Origin of the sequence: Nonomuraea sp. CA-143628 (genome assembly GCF_050942315.1) — a bacterium.
GTDB lineage: Bacteria > Actinomycetota > Actinomycetes > Streptosporangiales > Streptosporangiaceae > Nonomuraea.
Genome location: NZ_CP192072.1, coordinates 3,149,412 through 3,171,633, shown reverse-complemented (window position 1 = coordinate 3,171,633; position 22,222 = coordinate 3,149,412). Strand labels below are relative to the sequence as shown.

Below are 22,222 nucleotides of genomic sequence, written 5' to 3'. Positions count from 1 at the left end.
AGGAGTGGAACTTGGCAGGCAACCTGACCCGGGACGAGGCTCGCGAGCGCGCCCGGCTGTTGAAGGTCGAGTCGTATGAGGTCGCACTCGATCTGACCGAGGGAGACGAGCGCTTCGAGAGTGTCACGACCGTCCGGTTCAGCAGCACCCGGCCGGGCTCGGCCACGTTCATCGACCTCCACGGCGCGCACGTGCGCAAGGTCACCCTCAACGGGGCCGACCTGGATGTCTCCACCTATGACGCGGAGAAGGGGCGCTTCCCGCTCCCCTCGCTGGCCGAGTCCAACGAGCTGCGCGTCGACGCCGACTGCGTCTACATGCGCAGCGGCGAGGGGCTGCACCGCTTCGTCGACCCGGTGGACCAGAAGGTCTACCTGCACAGCCAGTTCGAGACGGCCGACGCGCACCGCATGTACGCCTGTTTCGACCAGCCCGACCTCAAGGCCACCTTCCGGCTGACCGCGCTGGCCCCGGCCGACTGGGAGGTCGTCTCCAACGCGGCCGCCACGTCGGTCGAGCACCTGCCCGAGCAGACCGGTAAGCACGGCACGGTGCAGGCGGCCAGGCGCTGGCAGTTCCCCGCCACGCCGGTCATGTCGACCTACATCACCGCGCTGGTGGCCGGGCCGTACTACAAGGTGACCTCCGAGCACGACGGCATCCCGCTGGGCATCTACTGCCGCGCCTCGCTCGCCGAGCACCTCGACGCCGACAACATCCTGGAGGTCACCCGGCAGGGCTTCGACTTCTTCCACAAGGTGTTCGGCGTCCGCTACCCGTTCGGCAAGTACGACCAGCTGTTCGTGCCGGAGTTCAACGCGGGCGCGATGGAGAACGCCGGCTGCGTGACCTTCCTGGAGGACTACGTCTTCCGGTCCAGGGTCACCGACGCCGTCGTCGAGCGGCGCGCCGAGACGATCCTGCACGAGATGGCGCACATGTGGTTCGGCGACCTCGTGACCATGCGCTGGTGGGACGACCTGTGGCTGAACGAGTCGTTCGCCACCTACATGTCAGTGCTCGCCCAGGCCGAGGCGACCCGGTGGGGCAAGGGCGCCTGGACGACGTTCGCGAACGTGGAGAAGTCCTGGGCCTACCGCCAGGACCAGCTGCCGTCCACGCACCCGATCGCCGCGGACATCCCCGACATGCAGGCGGTCGAGGTCAACTTCGACGGCATCACGTACGCCAAGGGCGCCTCGGTGCTCAAGCAGCTGGTCGCGTACGTCGGGCTGGACAACTTCCTGGCCGGGGTGCGCGACTACTTCGGCGAGCACGCCTGGGGCAACACCGAGCTGAAGGACCTGCTCGGGGCGCTGGAGCGGACCTCGGGGCGCGACCTGTCGTCGTGGTCCAAGGAGTGGCTGGAGACCGCCTGGGTCAACACGCTGCGCCCGTCGTTCACGGTCGCCGACGGCCGCTTCGAGACCTTCGAGGTGCTGCAGGAGGCGCCGGCCGACTATCCGACGCTGCGCTCGCACCGGGTCGCGGTCGGCCTCTACTCGCTGGCCGACGGCGTGCTGACGCGTACCAAGCGGGTCGAGCTGGACGTGGTGGGCGCCCGTACGACGGTCTCGGAGCTGATCGGCGTGGAGCAGCCCGACCTGGTGCTGGTCAACGACGACGACCTGACCTACGCCAAGATCCGGCTGGACGAGCGGTCGCTGCGTACCCTGGTCGACGGCGGCATCGCCGGCTTCACCGAGTCGCTGCCCCGGGCCCTGTGCTGGTCGGCCGCGTGGGACATGACCCGCGACGGCGAGATGTCCACCCACGACTACGTCAAGCTGGTCGTCTCGGGCGTCGGCACGGTCAAGGACATCACGGTCCTGCAGGCCGTGCTCCGGCAGGCGCGGATGGCCATTCAGCAGTACGCCGACCCGGCGTGGCGGGCCGAGGGTCTGTCGCTGCTGGCCACCGAGCTGCGCACGCTGCTCGCCACGGCGGAGCCGGGCTCGGACCACCAACTCGCCTTCCTGCAGGCGTTCGCGCCCACGGCGACCGCCGAGGCCGACCTGGCGATCATCGCCGGCATCCTGGACGGCTCGGCCGTGCCCGAGGGGCTGACCGTCGACACCGACCTGCGCTGGACGCTCGTCCACGCGCTGGTGGTGGGCGGCCAGCTGGACGGCGCCGACATCGACGCCGAGCTGGCGCGCGACGCCACCGCCACCGGCGAGCGCTCCGCGGCGCTGTGCCGGGCGGCCATCCCGACGGCCGAGGGCAAGGCCGCCGCGTGGGCCTCGATCGTGGGCGGCAAGCTGGCCAACCACATCGCCCGTACGACGGTCAACGGCTTCCAGGATCCGCACCACCCGGAGCTGCTGGCCCCCTACCGGGAGAAGTACTTCGCGGAGATCGGCCGGATCTACAAGGAGTGGACGTTCGACCAGGCGCAGACGTTCACGGTCGGCTGCTTCCCCGCGCTGCTCATCGAGCCGGAGACCGTACAGGCGGCGGAGTCCTACCTGGAGAAGGAGCAGCCGCCGCAGGCGCTACGCCGGATGATCCTGGAGGGCGCCGACGGCGTCAGCCGGGCGCTGCGCAACCGCGCGAAGGACGCGTCCTAGCGCACAGCTCTTGAGAAGGGGTCTCCGGTGACGGAGGCCCCTTTTCGCGTTCCCGGACTCTTGACAGCGGCCTGCCGCCGATCCATATTTTCACCACTAACTTTATTTCTAAAGAAAGTCGTTCTCATCACATGGCAGGCACTGATCGCGGTGATCTCACGAGGACGGCGATCCTCGCGCTCCTCGGCACCGTCGGGCCGCTGAGCCGCACCGAGCTGGCGCGCGAGCTGGACCTGAGCCCGGCGACCGTCACACAGCTCACGCGCGAGCTCATGGGTTACGGGATGCTCGAGGAGCTCGACCTCAAGCCGTCGCGCGGCGGGCGGCCGGCCCAGCGGCTCGGGCTGGTGGGCAGCGCTGGGCGCGCGCTCGGCGTGAAGGTGACGGCCGACCATCTGGTGCTGGTCGACGTGCGGCTCGACGGCGAGGTGCTGGGCGCCTGGGAGTGCGCGTTCGACCCGTCCTCCCGTGAGGCGCTGGACCGGCTGGCCGACGCCGTCGAGGCGGTGGTCTCGGGCAGCGGGCGCGGGCTGACGGCGCGTACGCCCGCCTCGGCCGACCACGGGCAGGCGCCGCCGCTGCTCGGGATCGGTGTCGGGGTGCCCGGCAGCGTGGAGGACCAGGCGGTCGGCACCGTCAACGCGCCGACCCTGGGCTGGCAGGCCATGCCGGTGGGCGAGCGGCTGCGGCGGCGGCTCAAGCTGCCCGTGCTGGTGGAGAACGACGTGAACGCGCTGGCGGCGGCCGAGCGGCTCTACGGCAGGGGGCGGACCCATCGGGACTTCCTGGTGCTGACCATCGGGCGCGGCGTCGGCGCGGCGATCGTGGCCGACGGGCGGGTCTACCGAGGGGCCAGGGGCGGGGCCGGGGAGTTCGGGCACGTGCCCGTTGATCCGGCGGGGCCGGTGTGCGGGTGCGGGGCGCGCGGGTGCCTGGAGGCGTACGTCGGCTCAGCGGGGCTGCTGGCGGCGGCCCGCGCCAAGAATGGCGACTCGGCCGGTCTTACCGGGCTGGGAGCGGCCGGGGCCGCGGGCGATCCGGCGGCGCGGGAGGTGTTCGCCGAGGCGGGGGCCGTGCTCGGGCGGGCCGCGGCGGGGCTGATCAACGTGGTCGATCCCGAGGTCGTGGTGGTGCTCGGCGAGGGGACGGCCGACTGGCCGCTCTGGCGGGTGGGCTTCGACCCGGCCGTCAGGGCGCAGCTGTACCCGGGGCGCAGGGACATCTCGATCGAGGTGGAGAGCTGGGACGACACCAGCTGGGCCCAGGGCGCGGCGGCCCTCGTACTGGCCACCCCCTTCGACGCCGCCGGGGCCGCCGGAGAGCAGGGCCGTCTGGTACGGGCCCGCCTGATCGGGACGACGCCATGAGCCGGTTACAGAGGAGCGAGCGCATGACCCTCACCGCCGTCCGGCCGCGGGCCGGGGGCACGCAGGAGCGGCGGGCGCCGCGGCGGCGCTGGCGGTACGCCGGGACCGTGGCCGTGTTCCTGCTGCCCAGCCTGATCCCGCTGACGCTCTACACGCTGATCCCGATGGTCGCCTCCTTCTGGACGAGCCTCCACGAATGGGACCTCATCACCGAGATGCGCTGGGTCGGCCTCGGCAACTACATCGAGCTGCTCGGCGACGCCGGGACGCGGGCCGCGTTCCTGCACACGCTGTACTTCATCGCCGGTTACCTGCCGCTCGTCTACCTGGGCGGGCTGGGGCTGGCGCTGCTGCTGAACCGGGCGATGCCGGGACGCGGGCTGCTGCGCGGCGTCTACTTCCTGCCCGTCATCACCAGCTGGGTCGTCGTGGCGCTGATGTGGAAGTGGCTGCTCAATCCGGCAAGCGGGGTCGTCAACTGGGCGCTGGGGCTGTTCGGCGTCAGCGGGCCCGGCTGGTGGACCGATCCCGACTGGGCGATGCCGTCGATCATCTTCGCCTCGGCCTGGAAGGACCTGGGCTTCGTGATGATCATCCTGCTGGCGGGGCTGCAGGCCATCCCGAAGGAGTTCCAGGAGGCCGCCATGGTCGACGGGGCGAGCGCCGCCCGCCGGTTCAGGCACATCACGCTGCCGCTGCTGTCGCCGTCGTCGTTCTTCGTGGTGGTGATCTCGCTGATCAACGGCTTCCAGGTCTTCGACCAGGTGAAGATCATGACGGGTGGCGGGCCGGGCGGCGCGACGCAGGTAGTCGTGTCGCAGATCTACGACCTCACCTTCCGGTACGGCCGGGCGGGCGCGGCCTCGGCGCTGTCGTGGCTGCTGTTCGCCCTGGTGCTGCTCGTGACGATCGTGCAGATCCGGGGGCAAAGGCGGTGGGTGACCTATGGGTAAGGCGATCCGCTACCTGCTGGTGGGCCTCGGCGCGGCGGTGATGCTGTTCCCGTTCGCCTGGGCGGTGATCACGTCGATCACGCCGAGCGACGCGGTGCTGGCCGTACCGCCGGACTTCACACCCGACAACGCGAGCCTCGACGCCTACGGCAAGCTGCTCGACACGCTGCCCTTCTGGCGGATCGTGGCCAACAGCGCCTGGATCGGGGCGGCCTCCACCGCGCTGCAGCTCCTCACCAGCGCGATGGCCGCCTACGCCTTCGCCAGGCTGCCGTTCCCGGGGCGGAGCGCGCTGTTCGCCGTCTACTTGGCGACGCTGATGATGCCGCTGCCCGTGCTGGTCGTGCCGCTGTTCATCGAGATGCGCACGTTCAACCTGGTCGACACGTACTTCGCGCTGCTGGCGCCGACGATCGCGTCGGCGTTCGGGGTGTTCCTGCTGCGGCAGGCCATCAACCAGGTGCCGAGGGAGTTCGACGAGGCGGCCGTGCTGGACGGCGCCGGACATTTCCGGATTTTTCTGTACGTGGTGCTGCCGCTGATCAGGCCGGCCCTGGCGACCTTCGCCATCTTCGGCTTCATGGCCAGCTGGAACAGCTACCTCTGGCCGCTGATCATCATCAAGTCGCCCGAGTTCATGACGCTGCCGCTGGGCCTGGCCACGCTGCACGGCCAGTTCACCACCGAGTGGGACGTCGTCATGGCGGGCTCGGTGATCAGCGTGGTGCCGATCCTCATCCTCTACGTCTTCGCGCAGAAGCACGTCATCGCCAGTGTCGCGCAGAGCGGGCTCAAGTAGTTGTGCACAAGTAAAGGAAGTCCCCCCATGTCACAGAAAATCCGGGTTGCCGCCTCCCTGGCGGCAGCCGCGCTGCTCGCCACCGCCTGCTCCCAGGGCTCGGCGACGAAGGCCCCGTCCGGCGAGGGCGGCAAGGTGACGCTGCGTTACTTCACGTTCTCGGCCGCGCCCGACCACGTGAAGGACCTGGACAAGATCGAGAAGGCCTTCGAGAAGGAGAACCCGAAGGTCGACGTGGTGGTGGAGACCGCCCCCTTCGACGAGTACTTCACCAAGCTCCAGACCAGCATCGCCGGCGGCACCGCGCCCGACACCTTCGAGCTCAACTACGAGAACTTCGTGACCTACGCCAGCGCGGGCTCCCTGCTCGACCTCGACACGGTGAAGGGTGACGGCGACCCGTCGGTGTACGCCAAGGAGTCGCTCGAGGCGTTCAAGCGCGGCGGCAAGCAGTACGCGCTGCCCGCCTCGTTCTCCACGGTCGTGCTCTTCTACAACAAGGACCTGTTCGACAAGGCCGGAGTGGCCCCGCCCACGGCCGACTGGACCTGGGCCGACGAGCAGGCCGCCGCCGCGAAGCTGACGGACAAGAAGAAGGGCGTGTTCGGCGACTTCCAGCCGGTGCAGTTCTTCGAGTTCTACAAGACGCTCAAGCAGGCGGGCGGCGAGTTCCTGTCGGCCGACGGCAAGAAGTCGGCGTTCAACAGTCCTGCTGGGGTCAAGGCGGCGCAGTGGCTGGTCTCCAAGGTCGGCAAGACGATGCCGACCGAGGCGGAGATCGGCGGCACCGCCGACTACGACACCAACCTCTTCAAGTCCGGAAAACTCGCCATGTGGCACAACGGCATCTGGCAGTTCACCGGGCTGAAGGACGCCGCCTTCACCTGGGACGTGGTCGTCGAGCCCGGTGACGCCGCCAAGGCCAGCGCCGTGTTCCACAACGCCGTCGCCGCCTCCTCCGGCACCAAGCACGGCAAGGAGGCCTGGGCCTGGGCCCGGTACCTGTCGTCGTCGAACACCGCGGCGACCACCCGCGTCGAGTCGTCGTGGGAGCTGCCGCCGGTCGCCGACCAGGCGGTGCTGTCCGGCTATCTCAAGGACCCCAAGCCCGCCAACCGCCAGGCGGTGTTCGACTCGCTGAAGTCGATCGCGCTGCCGCCGGTCATCAAGCGTCAGCAGGAGATGCAGGACGCCGTGACCAAGCAGCTGACCGAGGCCGCCGCCGGGCGCAAGCCGGTGGAGGAGGCGCTCAAGACCGCCGCCGCCGACGTAGACGCCCTGCTCGGCTGAGTTGCCCGCCCACTCATCTCAGGAGATCGGTTCCCGTGACCCTCGTGTCGCACAGCCTTGACGTGATCCAGAGGCTCCAGTCCCCCACTGGCGCCTACCCGGCGTCGCCCACCTTCTCCGCTTATCGCGGCTACTCGTGGCTGCGTGATGGGGCGTTCATCGCCGAGGGGGTGAGCAGGCACGGCGACATCGCCGGTGCGGACGCCTTTCACACCTGGTGCGCCAGGGTGATCGGCGATCGGGCGGGACAGGTCGACTCGCTGGTCTCGCGCGCGGGACGCGGTGAACCGGTCTCGCCCGCCGAGATGCTGCCGACGCGGTTCACACTCGACGGCGTGGACGGGGACGTCGACTGGTGGGACTTCCAGCTCGACGGGTACGGCACGTGGCTGTGGGCCCTGCGCGAGCACTCCTTCCGGCACGGCCGGGAGGTCCCTGGCGTGGAGAAGGGGGTGCGGACGGCGGCCCGGTATCTCACCTCGTTCTGGGACATGCCGTGTTACGACTGGTGGGAGGAGCACGTCGAGCAGCGGCACGTGGCGACGCTGGGCGCGGTGCACGCGGGGCTGCGGGCGGCCGTCGCGCTGGGTGTGCTGAGCGGGGCCGAGTCGGAGGCGGCGGGGCGCGCGGTGGCGGGCATCGCGGCCCTGGTGTCCGCCGAGGGCGTCTCGGGCGCCGGGGCAGCGAGGTCCGGACATCTCACGAAATGGCTGGGCAGCGAGGCCGTGGACGCCAGTCTGCTCGCGTGCGTCGAGCCGTTCGGGCTCTACGCGGCCGATCACCCGGTCGGCGCGGCGACGGTGGCCGAGGTGGAGCGGCAGCTCGCCGTCGACGGCGGCGTGTACCGCTACCTGGCCGACACCTTCTACGGCGGCGGGCGCTGGGTGCTGCTGGCCGGGTTCCTCGGCTGGAACCACGCGCGGGCCGGGCGGCGCGCCGAGGCCCGGCGATACCTGGACTGGATGGCGACCCAGGCGACTCCCGAGGGTGACCTGCCCGAGCAGGTGTCCGACCGGCTGCTGGCACCCGACCGGCTCCAGGAGTGGCTGGACCGGTGGGGCACCGTGGCCACGCCGCTGCTGTGGTCGCACGGGATGTACCTGATCCTCGCCGACGAGCTGAACAAGCTGTCTGAGCAGGGTGAGCTTGACGAGCAGGGGGTGCGGGCATGATCCGGCATCGGCCGTACGGGTCCGGGCACCCGTACGCCACGACCGAGGACCAGCGCGTGCCCGCCTGGCCGATGGACGGCGAGGCGGTGGAGCTGCGGGTGCGGGCCTCGGCGAAGGTCGTCTCGGTGGTGTGCGAGTGGACCGCCGACGGTGCGACGCCCATCGAGCTGCCGCTGACCAGATCGGGTGCCACCACAGAGCACACAGCACAGGCCACAGGCTCGGAGGCGACTCCGGACACGGGTCCGGACGTGGTCCCAGACGCGGGCCCGGACGGGACTCCGGACGCGGGCCCGGCCAAGACGGTTGACGGCGGGCACCTGGCCGGGGCGCAGGCCAGGGCCGCGCGGGCCGCCGCCGGATCGTGGGTGGCGCGCTCACCCGAGTTGCGCGCCGGGCAGCGCTACGCCTACCGGTTCCGGGCCGCGCTGGACGACGGTGCGAGCCGTACCAGCCGGTGGTTCGAGGTGACGGCGGCGGCGTGGGGCCGGAGCGGCGGGAAGCTCGTCGTGCGCGGCGCCGACCGGGTGGTGCCGGGGAGCGTGCGGTGGCTGGTCGGCGGCGACGGGGCGCGGCGGGTGCGGTTCGAGCTGGCGCTGGCCGACGGTGAGCACGTGGTGGGGTTCGGCGAGCGGTTCGACGCGGTGGACCAGCGCGGGCGGCGGCTGGACGCGGTGGTGTTCGAGCAGTACAAGGCGCAGGGGGCGCACGGCAGGACGTACCTGCCGATGCCGTTCGCGCTCGTGGTCGGCGGGGCGGCGAGCTGGGGGTTCCACGTCGAGACGTCCAGGCGGACCTGGTACGACGTCGGCGCGTCCACGCCGGACCGGCTGGTCGTAGAGGCGGAGGTGGGGCCGGACGGCGAGCCCTCGGTCCGGCTCTATGACGGCGCGACCCCGGCCGACGTGTTGCGGGACTTCCTGGACGAGGTGGGGCGGCCGGCGGAGCTGCCCTCGTGGGTGTTCCGGCTGTGGGCCAGCGGCAACGAGTGGAACACGCAGGAACGCGTGATGGCCGAGATGGACCGGCACCGCGAGCACGACATCCCGGTCGGCGCGCTGGTCATCGAGGCGTGGAGTGACGAGACGACGTTCACGGCGTTCCGGGGGGCCGAATACGAGCCGTCGGAGGAGCCGCACCGGCTCGCGGACTACGTCTTCCCGCCCGATGGGCCGTGGCCGGACCCCAAGGGCATGGTGGACGAACTGCACCAGCGGGACGTCAAGGTGCTGCTCTGGCAGATCCCGCTGCAGAAGATGCGGCCGCACCCCCGGCATCAGGCCGCCGTGGACGCCCGGCAACTGGTCGAGCGTGACTACGGAGTCAGGGAGGCTGACGGCCGGCCGTACCGGAACCGGGGCTGGTGGTTCCCGCTGGCGCTCATGCCCGACCTGTCCTCGCCCGAGGTCCGCGACTGGTGGACGGCCAAGCGCGCCTACCTGGTGGACGAGGTGGGCGTGGACGGGTTCAAGACCGACGGCGGCGAGCACGCGTGGGGCCACGATCTGCGCTACGCCGACGGGCGCAGGGGCGACGACGGCAACGGGCTGTTCCCCGTGCACTACGCGCGCGCCTTCGGTGAGCTGCTGGAGCGCCACGGCAAGGCGCCGGTGACGTTCAGCCGGGCCGGGTTCGCCGGGTCTCAGCCGCACGGGGCGTTCTGGGCCGGGGACGAGGACTCGACCTGGGCGGCGTTCCGGTCGTCCATCAGGGCCGGGATCACCGCCTCGGCCTGCGGGATCGTCTACTGGGGCTGGGACCTGGCCGGGTTCTCCGGTGACCTGCCCGATGCCGAGCTCTATCTGCGGGCGGCGGGGGCGGCGGCGTTCATGCCGATCATGCAGTACCACTCGGAGTTCAACCACCACCGCCTGCCCCTCAGGGACCGCACGCCGTGGAACGTGGCCGAGCGGACCGGCGACGACCGGGTACTGCCCGTCTTCAGGCGGCTGGCCAAGGTGCGCGAGCGGCTCGTGCCGTACCTGGCGGGGCAGGCCCGCCAGGCGGTCGGCGGCGGGGCGCCGCTGATGCGGGGGCTGTTCTTCGACCACCCGGACGACCCGCGCGTCTGGGAGCGTCCGCTGCAGTACAAGCTGGGCGACGCGCTGCTGGTGGCCCCGGTGACGGCGCCCGGGGTCGTGGAGCAGGAGGTCTACCTGCCCGAAGGCGAGTGGGTCGACGTCTGGACCGGCCGCGCCCATCGCGGCGGGCGCGAGGTCACGCTGCCCGCGCCGCTCGACCGTCCGCCGGTCCTCTGCGCGGCGGAGCACTGGCCTCATCTCTCACCCGTGTTCGCCACCTGATAGGAGCTCCCCCGTGATCCGGTTACGGTCGGGCGTCATCGTCGCGGTGATCGCCCTGCTGGCCTCCCTCGTGACCGTCCCCGCGTACGCGCTCGACGGCATCTTCCACAACCCGACCGGGATCGACGACCTCTACTCCAGCGAGCCGACCGAACGCGCTCCCCGTGACCCGATGGCCGGGGACGCCGTCCAGATCAACGCCACCACCTGGCCCATCGAGTCCGGCCAGACCGTCTGGGTGACCTGGACCAAGAACGGGACCGCCCAGACCCCGATCGGCGCCGCCTGGGACCACAACAACGGCAACAACAGCTATTGGAAGATCAACCTGGGCACCTTCGCCCGGGGCGACAAGATCTCCTACACGGTCAACGCGGACGTGAACGGGGGCGGGCAGAAGAGCACGGGCCCGTTCGCGTTCACGGTCACCTCGTGGAGCACGGTGACGAACGTGACCGGCTACACCAACAACAGCACGTCGGTAGATGTCACGACCGGTGACAGCGCGGGGAGCTTCACGCCGAAGATCCGCTTCGCCTTCCCGGCGCTCGACCGCTTCCGCACGCAGATCGCCCCCAGCGGCCAAGGTCTGAACATTTCCGGAGTCTCCGGCTACACGGTGACGGATTCCGCGAGCACCCTCACCATCTCCACCACGAGCCTGGTGCTGAAGATCCAGAAGTCGCCCTACCGCCTGTCGGTCTACAAGGGCGACGGGACGACGCTGATCACCCGGCAGTACGACCCCGCCACGTTCAGGAACATCGGCTGGGCCAGCGACGGCGCCACCACGATCACCAAGATCGAAGACCACTTCATGTCGCCGTCGGGCGAGCGGTTCGAGGGCTTCGGCGAGCGCTATGACCGCCTCGACCAGCGCGGCACCGACGTGCACAACTACGTCTACAACCAGTATCGCGACCAGGGCAGCACCCGGCGCACCTACCTGAGCGTGCCGTTCTTCCTGAACTCGGCCGGTTACGGGGTCTACCTCCCCAGCACCCGCTACGCGATCTTCAACCTCAACACCCACCTCAGCGACCTGGCGGGGTTCACCGTCGACACGAGCGGCGCGCTCGACTCGACGCTGGACTACCACTTCTTCGCCGGCACCCCCGCGGAGATCGTGGACGACTACACCGCGGTCAGCGGCCGGCCGCAGCTGCCGCCCAAGTGGGCGTTCGGCGTGTGGATGTCGGCCAACGAGTGGAACACCCAGGCCGAGGTGGAGAGCGAGCTGGACAAGGTCGGCACCTACAAGATCCCGCACACGGCGATGGTGCTGGAGCAGTGGAGCGACGAGGCCACGTTCTACCTGTGGCACGGCGCCACGTACACGCCTTCCACCGGCGGCGGGAAGCTCGCCTACGGCGACCTGACGTTCCCGGCGGGCGGCGAGTGGCAGAACCCGAAGGCCATGGTCGACAACGCCCACGGCAAGGGGATCAAGATGATCCTCTGGCAGATCCCGGTCTTCAAGGAGAACTTCGACACCAATCCCCCGACCGCGCCGCCGCAGCATCTCAACGACAAGAGCTACGCCCAGGCACAGGGCTATGTCGCGAAAAATCCGTCCAACGCGCCGTATCGGATTCCGACCGGGCAGTGGTTCGGCGACAGCATGGTCCCTGACTTCACCAGCACGGCGGCGACCAACTGGTGGATGAGCAAGCGCGACTACCTGATCAACGAGGTCGGCATCGACGGCTTCAAGACCGACGGCAGCGAGGCGATCTTCGGCAGGGGCGTCACGTTCGCCGACGGCCGCAAGGGCGACGAGATGCACAACGCCTACCCCAACAGCTACACCAAGGCGTACAGCGACTACGTCAAGACCGAGAGCGCGGACAACGTCATCTTCAGCCGGGCGGCCACCGCCGGTGGCCAGAAGAACTCGATCTTCTGGGCAGGTGACCAGAACTCCAGCTTCTCCGCCTTCCAGGAGGCGGTCAGGGCCCAGCTCAGCGCCGGGCAGTCCGGCGTGCCGTACACGGCCTGGGACCTGGCGGGCTTCACCGGCGACTTCCCCAGCGCCGAGCTCTACCTGCGGGCGGCGGCGCAGGCGACATTCTCGCCGGTCATGCAGTATCACTCGGAGAAGTCGAACCCGGGCACGTCCGAGGCCCGCACGCCGTGGAACGTACAGACGCGCAGCGGCGACACCACGGTCGTGCCGACCTTCCGGAAGTTCGCCAATGTCCGGATGAACCTGATCCCCTACCTGTACACCGAGGCCAAGGCCAGCTCGGCCACCGGGGCGCCGATGATGCGGGCGATGAGCTTCGCCTTCCCCGGCGACGCGACGGCCGCGGCGCAGGATCAGCAGTATCTGTTCGGCTCCCAACTGCTCGTCGCGCCGGTGACCACGCAGGGCGCGACGACGAGGAACGTCTACCTGCCCGCGGGCGAGTGGTACGACCTGTGGAACGGCGGCCGCTTCACCGGCCCCGGCACCAAGTCCTACGCCACGGCCCTGGACACGATCCCGGTCTACGCCAGGCCGGGCGCGATCATCCCGCTCAACCTCAACGCCGGCTACGAGATCGGCGGCGAGATCGGCAACAGCGTCACGAGCTATCCGAACCTGGTCTTCCGGATCTACCCGTCGGGCAGCTCCTCGTACTCCTACTTCGAGGACTCGGCGAACGCCGGCCGGACGATCAGCTCGGCCGAGAACTGGGCCGGACACTCGGTGACGCTCACCGTGCCCACGCTCACCACGACGAGCACGCTCCAGGTCGCCAGTACCAAGCCGACGTCGGTGACCGGCGCGACCGCGCGGGCCACACTGGCGGCTCTCCAGACGGCCTCGGAAGGCTGGTGGTGGGACCCGGCTCAGCAGCTCACCTACGTCAAGCTGGCCGCCAGTGCCTCCAGCAGGACCGTCACGCTCAACGGCGTGGACAAGGCCGCGTACGAGGCGGAGTTCGGGACGGGCGCCGGCACGACGACCAACACCGACCACGCGGGCTACACCGGCACCGGGTTCGTCGACAACTTCGCGAGCTCGGGTGACTCGGTGAGCTTCCAGGTCAAGGCGGACGCGGCGGGCAGCCACCAGCTCAAGTTCCGCTACTCGACCACGGTGGCGAGCACCAGGACCGTCTACGTCGACGGCGTCTCGGCGGGCACGCTCACGCTGCCCGCGCAGGCGAACTGGGACACCTGGGGCACCGCCTCGCTCACCACGACACTCACCGCGGGCGCGCACACCGTCAAGATCGCCTATGACGCGGCCAACACCGGCGGGATCAACCTCGACAACCTGGTGGTGGGGCGGCCATGAAACGCGCTCTCGTCCTTCTGACGGTTCTCCTGGGCACCTTCCTCGTCGCGGGCGAGGCCCAGGCGGCGGTCCAGCGGGTGCAGTTCACCAGCGGATCGGCCTATCTGATCGTCGAGTTCCTCGACGACGACCTCGTCCACTTCGAGCTGGCCTCAGGGACCAGCCCCGGCACCGGATCCGCGCTCTTCACCACGCCGCAGGTGGCGAAGAAGGACTACACCGGTCCGTCCTCGTTCAGCCAGAGCGGCAACACGCTGACCACGGCCTCGATGAAGGTCGAGGTCACGGCCGGCACGCTGTGCGTACGGGTCTCGGACCCGGTCAGGCAGCTGTACGAGGCGTGCCCGCGCAACCTGACCCAGGCGTGGAAGGGCCTGACGATCACCAAGGGCGCGATCCAGAACGCGTACGGGCTGGGTGAGCAGTTCTTCATGGGCGGCAGCTCCGACGGCGACTGGGTGGGGCGCAGCCGCACCCCGGGAGGTCCGTACGGCAATGCCATGGCCTACGACACCGACAACGGGCCGGTGGGCAACGCGCAGATCCCCGTGCTGTTCGGGGTCGGCGCGTCGAACCTGAACTACGGGCTGCTGCTCGACCAGGTCTACAAGCAGGAGTGGAACCTGACCGGCGACCCGTGGACGGTCGACACCTGGGGCGACCAGCTCAGGTGGTACACGATGACCGGGCCGGACCTGCCCGACCTGCGCAAGGACTACATGGAGCTGACCGGCCGGCCGCCGGTGCCGCCGAAGAAGGCGTTCGGCATGTGGGTGTCGGAGTTCGGCTATGACAACTGGGCCGAGATCGACAGCCGGCTGAACGGGCTGCGGGCGGCGAAGTTCCCCGTGGATGGGTTCGTCCTGGATCTGCCCTGGTTCGGCGGGGTGACGGCCGGGTCCGACAACACCCGCATGGGCACGCTTTCCTGGGACACGGCCAACTTCCCCAACCCGGCGACCACTATTTCCGATTATCAGGCGAACAAAGGCATCGGCCTGATGACCATCGAGGAGTCGTACGTCGGCAAGAACCTCCCCGAGCACGCCGACCTCGCCACCCGCGGCTACCTCGTCAGGTCCGGCTGCGCGACCTGCTCGCCCGTCTACCTCACCTCCAACGACTGGTGGGGCCGCGGCGGCATGATCGACTGGACGCAGGACGCCGCGGCCGATTACTGGCAGACGACCAAGCGCCAGCCGCTCATCGACCAGGGCGTCATGGGCCACTGGCTGGACCTGGGCGAACCCGAGATGTACGACGCGGCCGACTGGACGTCCGGCGTCCTGCCCGGCAAGCACGCCCACGCCGACTACCACAACGTCTACAACCTCAAGTGGGCCGAGAGCATCGCCAGGGGCTACGCGTCGAGCACCAAGCGGCCGTTCGTGCTGGCCCGCTCCGGCGCCGCCGGGATGCAGCGCTACGGCGTGGCCATGTGGTCGGCCGACATCGGCTCCAAGCTGACCGCGCTCGCCCAGCAGCAGAACGCCCAGCTGCACATGTCGATGTCCGGCATCGACTACTACGGCTCCGACATCGGCGGATTCCGCCGCGAGATGCTCAACTCCGACCTGAACGAGCTCTACACGCAGTGGTTCGCCGACGGCGCCTGGTTCGAGGTGCCGATCCGGCCGCACACCGAGAACCTGTGCAACTGCGCGCAGACCTCCCCGGACGCGATCGGGCACACGGCCAGCAACCTCGCCAACCTCCGGCAGCGGTATGAGCTGGCGCCGTACTACTACTCCCTGGCCCACCGGGCCTACCTGTACGGCGAGCCGGTGGTGCCGCCGCTGGTGTACCAGTACCAGAACGACGCGAACGTCCGCGAGATGGGGCACGAGAAGCTCATCGGCCGCGACCTGCTCGTCGGCGTCGTGGCGGGCGCGAACGAGCGCAAACGGGACGTCTACCTGCCGGCGGGCTCCTGGTTCGACTACGCCACGGGCGAGAAACTCACCAGCACCGGCCAGTGGTTCACCGACCGGCCGCTCTGGGTCGGCGGCGCGTTCCGGCTGCCGGCGTTCGCCAGGGCGGGGGCGATCATCCCGAAGATGTACGTGGACGACAAGACCATGAACGTCGTGGGCAAGCGGACCGACTCCACCACCAGGAACGAGCTGGTGGCCCGGGTCTACGCCGACCCGGCCGCCTCGAACTTCACCCTGTACGAGGACGACGGGGCGACGACCGGCTACCAGAGCGGGGCCGTACGCACGACGCTGCTGAGCCAGCAGCTCAGCGGGAGCACGGCGACCGTCACGGTGGCCGCGGCCGGCGGAACCTACACCGGCGCGCCCGCGAGCAGGACGAACGTGGTCGAGCTGATCTCAGACACCCAGGCGTCCGCCGTCACGCTCAACGGCACCGCGCTCACCCAGCACGCCACCAAGGCGGCCTTCGACGCCGCGACCAGCGGCTGGTACAACGCGGGCGGCAACCTGATCGTCGCCAAGTCGGCGAGCACGAGCGTCACGACCGCCAAGACGTTCGCGTTCACGCTCGGGCAGGCTCCGGCGTCGATGACGTTCAGGTGCGACAACGGCACGACCACCACGGGCCAGTCCGTCTACGCCGTGGGCAGCGTCCCGCAGCTCGGCGGCTGGTCGGTGGCGAGCGCGGTCAAACTGTCGCCGACCGCCTATCCGACCTGGACCGGAACGATCGGCAAGCTGCCGCCGAACACCTCCATCGAGTGGAAGTGCGTCAAGCGCCAGGAGGCGAACTTCCCCGACACCGCCGACCAGTGGCAACCCGGTGGCAACAGCACCTTCACCAGCCCCGCCTCGGGAACGGGAGGCACTACCACAGGGGCGTTCTGAGCGCCGGATCCGGCGCGTCCATCGAGGTCGCGGTGTTAGCCTCGAAGACGTGCTCGGATCCGGGACCAGCCTCAATGATCGCTACACGCTGATCAGCCGCGTGGGCGGCGGCGGCATGGGCGAGGTCTGGCGGGCCACCGACACGGTGCTCGGCCGGACCGTGGCGGTCAAGGTGCTCATCCCCGCCCTGACCGAGGACCCGAAGTTCGCCCAGCGCTTCCAGAACGAGGCCAGGGCGATGGCCACGCTGCGGCATCCGGGCGTGGTCGACGTCTACGACTACGGCACCTGCGAGGTCGACGGGCGCCAGGTGAGCTTCCTGGTGATGGAGTTCGTCGAGGGCGAGTCGCTCGACCGCGTCCTGCGCCGCGGGGCGCTCGACCCGGCGGTCACCATGCGGCTGGTCGCCGAGGTCGGCGACGCGCTGGCCGCCGCCCACGCGCAGGGCATCGTGCACCGCGACGTCAAACCGGCCAACCTGATGGTCCGGCCCGACGGCAGCGTGGCGCTCACCGACTTCGGCATCGCCCACTCGGTCTCCGCGGTCCAGCTGACGGCCACCGGCGCCATGCTCTGCTCGGCCGGCTACTGTGCCCCCGAGATGGCCACGGCCAGCGACGTCACCCCGGCCGTCGACGTCTACGCGCTCGGTGTGGTCGCCTACCAGTGCCTGACCGGGCAACTGCCGTTCGATGGCGACACTCCTGTCCAGATCATCTACAAGCACCTGCACGCCCCCGTCCCGGACCTACCCGCCGCCGTGCCGCCGGGGCCGCGCCAGGTCGTGACGCGAGCGCTGGAAAAGACGCCGGACCGGCGCTGGCCGACGGCCACGCTGATGTCCGAGGCGGCGAGAAAGGCCCATGACGCGCCTGACTCGCTGGGCTCATCGGCCCTGCCGCCGGACTTGCCAGACCTGCCGGACCTGCCGGGCCTGCCGCCCACGCCGGACCTGCCACCAACGCCACGCGGCCGCCGCGCGCTGGCCGCCGCGCTGGCCGTGACCGTCGCGGTCCTGGTGACCCTGGCGGTCGCCGGGTCGGTGTGGATCCGCGACGACCAGGCGACCGAGCAGAGCGGCAGCGTCCTGCCGCCCGTCACGCACGACTCGGGCACGCCCACGAGCGCCGTCACCCCGAGCAAGAAGCCCCTGGCTCCCCCGTCGAAGTCCTTTCCCGTATCGCGGCCGAGCGGCTCGCACAAGCCGACCCCCACCGCCACCGCCACCGCCACCGTCCGCCCGACCACGCCCACGCCGACGGCCACCCCGACCACCCAAAAGCCCGAGCCCACGGACCCGCCCACCACGCCGGAGCCGACGACACCCACGGTCGAGCCGACGGTCAGCGATCCACCGGGCGACATCCAATGCATCAAGGCCCCCTGTCACACCTAGCCGCCCTCCTGGCGGTCTCGGCCGGACAGGCGACTATCCAGGCGTGAGTAGGGTGATCGGGTGGATACCACTCGCGATCTGCTCGTAGCGCTGGCCCGCCGCTACGCCTTCTCCGACCTCGGAGCACTGGCCTCGTCCGAGGAGATCGCCGACGTGTGCGAGTTCGGCAGCCGGCTGCTCTCGCTGGACGCCGAAGACTTCGCGGTCGAGGCGAAGGCCGTGCCCGCGGACCTGCGGCGGCGGGCACGGGCCTGCCACATGCCGCAGACCCCGCGCGAGCAGCCACGCGGCGCGCTGGAGTCGCTGCGGCCCGCCTACGGGCTGCTGCTGGAGGTCATCGCCGTCCGCTGGCAGCGCCGCGAGCTGAGCCCGATGATCGCCGCCGTCCACATCGCCAGCGAATACCTGCCGCTGCTGGCCTACGAGCCGCACCTCGGGCATGCCGGCGACCCCGCGCGCTGGCCCGCGGGGCTGAGCGCGCCGGGCAGCAGGTTCGGCGTGATCGGCGACCGCGAGTGCGACCACACCAAGTCCGAGCAGTCGGCCACCAACCGGACCCTGCGGGTGGCGAGCGAGCCGCCCGAGGGCTGGCGCGCGTACTTCGACCGGCAGCACAGCCAGGTGGCGGGCGCGATGGCCGTCTGCGTCGCCGACTGCCGCAACCCGTGCACGGCGATGCACTGGGTCGAGCCGGAAGAACGCGCCGACCTGCACGTACGGGCCCGCACCGCGCTGGCGTTCGCGGAGACGCCGCTCGTACGCCTGCGGCACGCGGCGCCCGTCGGCCACGGCTTCGGCGTGCCCTCGCCGGAAGAGGTGCTCGACGCCTGGCAGCGCAGCCGGGCGGCGCTGGACAAGAACGAGATCGGCTCGGCCGCGCTCCAGGATGACGGGTTCCCGCTGCCCGGCCTGCCCGCTCTGTTCTCGGCCATCGGCCGCGCCCCCATCGTGCCCGCCACGCTGCTGGCGGGCGTCAGCGAGCACGTCGCGGGCCTGCTCCAACGCTGATCCGTGGGCCTTGCTTTGGGCCTGACCCGACGCTTTTGGGCCTGTCCCAATGCTGACCCCCTGGAAGCCTCCAGGCTGACCGCGTCGCCCGCCTCGCTTACAAAGGCGAAGTGGGCGTCGCCTACCGCGGGGGCGCAGGCGACGCCCGTTCTATCGCCTGGCGGTGGCCTGCTCGCCCAGCATGCCGATGCCGTACAGCAGCCCGCCCACCAGGTCACCGGCGCTGAACGCCGTGGCCATCGACATGGCGGTCAGCCGGCACGCGGTGTCGGGCAGCCGCCGCCGGGCGTTCTCGCCGGTCACGATCTCCAGCGCCCGGCCGGCGACGTCCACGAAGATCAGCACGGCCTCGTCCGCCTCCTCGCCAAGCGCGGCGTGCAGCCGCTCGGCGAAGTGCCGCCGGCCGCCGACCGGCGCGCCGAGGAAGGCGCCGAAGCGCAGACCGCTACGCCGCTCGGCGACGTGGAGCGCCTGCCTGATGTCGTCGGCCTGGGCCGAGGTCAGTCCGCGCATCGCCATCACCATCCCGCCGAAGCGCCGCCGACGCGCCTGCCGGGCTCGGCCGTCTCCGCCATCGCGACCCAGTCGGACTCGGGCGCCGGCGCCCAATGAGCGACCCGGTCGGCCAGCACCAGGCCCGACGTGCTCACGCCGTGCTCGCTCCCGGACGGACCGCCCAGCCACACCGGGCCCGTCTCCACCCTCCGCGCCGAACCCCGCCCCGGCACCATGACCACCAGGCTGATCAGCACGAACAGAGCGAGCGAAACCCCCAAGAGAAAAGCCAGAATCTCCAGCGCGCTGTCCACACCCAAGAACGTAATCCCGGTTCGGCTGTCCGGCCAGACCCGGTCGTGAGAGAGTCTGACTCAAGATCCCCCAGACAAGGTCAACTCAACTGTGGATGCGATCGGAAGGTATCCCGTCGAGCGCGTTCTGGGCTCGGGCGCGTTCGCGACGGTGTGGCTCGGCCGGGACGACCGGCTCGACTCCTATGTGGCGATCAAGGTGCTGGCCGACAACTGGTCCGTCGAACCGGCCGTACACGAGCGGTTCCTCAAGGAGGCCCGGCTGCTGCGCCAGGCGGACTCGCCGCGCATCGTCCAGGTCCACGACATCGGCGAACTCCCGGATGGCCGCCCATACTTCGTCATGACTTATGCCGACATGGGGTCTTTGGCGGGGCGCGTACTCGACGGCCCCCTGCCGATACCCGAGGCGCTCCGCGTCCTCGGTGAGATCGCCGAGGGCGTGACGGTGCTGCACCGGCTCGGCATCGTGCACCGCGACCTCAAGCCGTCGAACGTGCTGTTCCGCGCGCTCCCGGGCGGTGGCGAGCGCCTCATGGTGGCCGACCTCGGAGTCGCCCGCTCGCTGGCCGACGCCACCAGCCACACCATCGCGGCGGGCTCGCCCGGGTACATGGCGCCGGAGCAGATGCGCCTGGACGGCGCCCCGGACGAGCGGGCCGACGTGCACGGGCTGGGCGCCATGGCCTACCACCTGCTCACGGGCCGGCTGCCCGCCTCGGGTTCGGTACGGCTGGCACCGCACCGGCTGCGGCCGGAGGTGCCGGTACGGGTGGGGGCGGCCATCATGAAGGCCATCGACCCGGACCCGGACCGCCGCTGGCCGAGCATCACCTCCTTCGCCGCCGCCCTCAACGCCCCGGACGACGCGCCCGTGGGTTCCACCGCCGCCCTCAACGCCCCGGGCGACGCGCCCGTGGGTTTCGCAGTCCCGGACGACGCGCCCGTCGGTGCCGCAGTCCGGGACGGCGCACCCGTCGGTGCCGCAGTCCCGGACGACGCACCCCTGGGCGACGCAGTCCCGGGGTACACACCCGTGGGCGACCCCTTCCCGGGCGAGGCGCCCGTGAGCGACGGACTCCCGCAGGAGACGCCCGCGGGCAGCGGCCCCCCGGAGAGGGCGCTCTCGGACGTCCGACCCCCAGACAGGGCAATCCCGGACGTCCGACCCCCGGAGGGGGGATTCCAAGAGAGGGCGATCCCGGACGTCCAGCCCTCGGAGGGCGAACTCCCGGAGAGGGCGTTTCCGGTGAGCGAGGCGGTTTCGGAGCGGCGACCGGGAACCTGGCCCCCCGGATCCGCGGATGACGAGACCGCCGCGTACAGAAGCACGGGCACGGGCACCGGCGAGGACGCGCGCGGCCGTGCGGCCGCAGGTGCAGATGCGATCGCGGATGCGGATGCGGACGCAAGTGCAGACGCATCCGCAGGTGCAGGGCCAGGTAGAGGCGCAGACCTCGCTGGCGGCGCGGGAGCGAGCGCAGGCGGCGGAGCCGGACCCGGCGGCGGGGCCGAACCTGACGGCGGCGCAAGCCCGAGGGTAGGCGCAGGCCCAGGGACGAGCGCGGGCGCAGGCTTTGGCGCGGATCTGGGCGCGAGTGCAGGCGTGGATATGGGCGCGGATGCGGGTGCGGGGCGGGGAAAGGCGGTGCTGGCCGGGGTGGGAGCCGTGACTGTCGCTCTGGCCGTGGTCGTCGCGGTGCTCATGCTGCGGCCCACCGACCGGTCGTCCACGGCCTCCGGCCCACCGTCCGGATCCGCAGGGCCGCTCGGATCCCCAGGATCGTCCGCGACCCCATCCGGACCAACGGGACCGTCCGCATCAGCGGGACCGTCCGCATCAGCAGGCCAGTCCGCATCCGCGCAGCCGACCGGATCTCCGAGCGCGGCCGGAACGCCACGGGCGTCCGAGCCGGGGTCTCCGAAGGCGGGAATGGGGTTGCGGACGGATGCGGACATCCCGCCTCAGTACCGGGCGCTGATCATCCAGGCGGGCACCTGGTGCCACGACGTCGCGGGTCTGTCGCCGGCGCTCGTGGCCGCTGTAGTGAAGGCGGCCAGCGACTTCGACCCCGATCTGAGCGACCCGGCCGCCGACGAGTTCGGCATCGCCAGATGGACCCCCAGAGTCCTCCAGTACTGGCAGCCCAACGGAATCAACGACCCGATGCCGAAGCCGCCCTTCTCCCCCGAGCTGTCCCTGCCCGCGATGGGCCGCTTCTTCTGCGGGCTCGGCCCTCAGATCGCCGACGTACCAGGGGATCCGGCCGCCAAGCTGGCCGCTCTCTACGTGTCCGGCGTGGTGCCGGTGAGGCGGGAACAGGGCGTGCCGGCCAAGTGGAAGGCGCACGTACAGCAGGTCCTGAAATATCGGGACCAATATCAGTCCTGACGGCCACCCCCGACCACCAGCGCCAGCGGAAGCGACGGCAGTGGCACTGGCA

At 70.6% G+C, this 22,222-nt stretch carries 14 protein-coding genes; 12 read left to right on the top strand and 2 right to left on the bottom strand.

The features are described from left to right. The first annotated feature begins 11 nt into the window (after positions 1-11). From pepN to ACQP2T_RS14765, 11 genes are all read left to right on the top strand, one after another. Complete coding sequence (gene pepN, locus ACQP2T_RS14815) at positions 12-2,570, top strand: aminopeptidase N (RefSeq protein WP_433516726.1); 2,559 nt, start codon at positions 12-14, stop codon at positions 2,568-2,570. 131 nt (positions 2,571-2,701) lie between these two features. Further along, positions 2,702-3,937 carry an ROK family protein gene (locus ACQP2T_RS14810; RefSeq protein ID WP_433516725.1) on the top strand — a complete coding sequence of 412 codons (1,236 nt, stop codon included), beginning with the start codon at positions 2,702-2,704 and terminating at the stop codon, positions 3,935-3,937. Between the two features lie 23 nt (positions 3,938-3,960). Beyond that, positions 3,961-4,890: a carbohydrate ABC transporter permease gene (locus ACQP2T_RS14805; protein WP_433516724.1), complete on the top strand. Its 930-nt coding sequence runs from the start codon at positions 3,961-3,963 to the stop codon at positions 4,888-4,890. Further along, a complete protein-coding gene (locus ACQP2T_RS14800) occupies positions 4,883-5,689 on the top strand; it encodes a carbohydrate ABC transporter permease (RefSeq protein ID WP_433516723.1) in 807 nt (268 codons plus the stop codon). The genes ACQP2T_RS14805 and ACQP2T_RS14800 overlap by 8 nt, the downstream gene beginning before the upstream one ends. A 27-nt stretch (positions 5,690-5,716) precedes the next feature. Continuing rightward, positions 5,717-6,979 (top strand): ABC transporter substrate-binding protein, encoded by a 1,263-nt coding sequence (locus ACQP2T_RS14795; protein ID WP_433516722.1) that lies wholly within the window; start codon positions 5,717-5,719, stop codon positions 6,977-6,979. Between the two features lie 35 nt (positions 6,980-7,014). Further along, positions 7,015-8,151 (top strand): glycoside hydrolase family 15 protein, encoded by a 1,137-nt coding sequence (locus tag ACQP2T_RS14790; protein WP_433516721.1) that lies wholly within the window; start codon positions 7,015-7,017, stop codon positions 8,149-8,151. After that, on the top strand, positions 8,148-10,454 hold the full coding sequence (locus tag ACQP2T_RS14785) for a TIM-barrel domain-containing protein (RefSeq protein ID WP_433516720.1): 2,307 nt from the start codon (positions 8,148-8,150) through the stop codon (positions 10,452-10,454). Before ACQP2T_RS14790 ends, ACQP2T_RS14785 begins: the two co-directional genes overlap by 4 nt. 13 nt (positions 10,455-10,467) lie before the next feature. Then, positions 10,468-13,740, top strand: a complete 3,273-nt coding sequence (locus ACQP2T_RS14780; protein ID WP_433516719.1) for a TIM-barrel domain-containing protein — start codon at positions 10,468-10,470, stop codon at positions 13,738-13,740. Next, a complete protein-coding gene (locus tag ACQP2T_RS14775; RefSeq protein WP_433516718.1) occupies positions 13,737-16,565 on the top strand; it encodes a TIM-barrel domain-containing protein in 2,829 nt (942 codons plus the stop codon). Before ACQP2T_RS14780 ends, ACQP2T_RS14775 begins: the two co-directional genes overlap by 4 nt. 49 nt (positions 16,566-16,614) lie before the next feature. Continuing rightward, on the top strand, positions 16,615-17,961 hold the full coding sequence (locus tag ACQP2T_RS14770) for a serine/threonine-protein kinase (RefSeq protein WP_433516717.1): 1,347 nt from the start codon (positions 16,615-16,617) through the stop codon (positions 17,959-17,961). 60 nt (positions 17,962-18,021) lie between these two features. Next, positions 18,022-18,969, top strand: coding sequence for a hypothetical protein (locus ACQP2T_RS14765; protein WP_433516716.1), 948 nt, complete (start codon positions 18,022-18,024; stop codon positions 18,967-18,969). A 150-nt stretch (positions 18,970-19,119) separates the two neighbouring features. On the opposite strand, the gene ACQP2T_RS14760 is transcribed toward ACQP2T_RS14765, so the two are convergent. Then, a complete protein-coding gene (locus ACQP2T_RS14760) occupies positions 19,120-19,482 on the bottom strand; it encodes a DUF5130 family protein (RefSeq protein WP_357953526.1) in 363 nt (120 codons plus the stop codon). 5 nt (positions 19,483-19,487) lie between these two features. Then, positions 19,488-19,778, bottom strand: coding sequence for a hypothetical protein (locus tag ACQP2T_RS14755; RefSeq protein WP_433516715.1), 291 nt, complete (start codon positions 19,776-19,778; stop codon positions 19,488-19,490). A gap of 91 nt (positions 19,779-19,869) precedes the next feature. Between ACQP2T_RS14755 and ACQP2T_RS14750 the strand changes: the two genes are divergently transcribed. After that, positions 19,870-22,170, top strand: coding sequence for a protein kinase domain-containing protein (locus ACQP2T_RS14750; RefSeq protein ID WP_433516714.1), 2,301 nt, complete (start codon positions 19,870-19,872; stop codon positions 22,168-22,170). The last annotated feature ends 52 nt before the right edge of the window (positions 22,171-22,222 follow it).

Excerpts from the sequence above, each read along its gene's own strand:
- ACQP2T_RS14795 (WP_433516722.1), top strand. The coding sequence starts at position 5,717 with ATGTCACAGAAAATCCGGGTTGCCGCCTCCCTGGCGGCAGCCGCGCTG.
- ACQP2T_RS14810 (WP_433516725.1), top strand. The coding sequence starts at position 2,702 with ATGGCAGGCACTGATCGCGGTGATCTCACGAGGACGGCGATCCTCGCG.
- ACQP2T_RS14775 (WP_433516718.1), top strand. The coding sequence starts at position 13,737 with ATGAAACGCGCTCTCGTCCTTCTGACGGTTCTCCTGGGCACCTTCCTC.
- ACQP2T_RS14800 (WP_433516723.1), top strand. The coding sequence starts at position 4,883 with ATGGGTAAGGCGATCCGCTACCTGCTGGTGGGCCTCGGCGCGGCGGTG.
- ACQP2T_RS14805 (WP_433516724.1), top strand. The coding sequence starts at position 3,961 with ATGACCCTCACCGCCGTCCGGCCGCGGGCCGGGGGCACGCAGGAGCGG.
- ACQP2T_RS14785 (WP_433516720.1), top strand. The coding sequence starts at position 8,148 with ATGATCCGGCATCGGCCGTACGGGTCCGGGCACCCGTACGCCACGACC.
- ACQP2T_RS14760 (WP_357953526.1), bottom strand. The coding sequence starts at position 19,482 with ATGCGCGGACTGACCTCGGCCCAGGCCGACGACATCAGGCAGGCGCTC.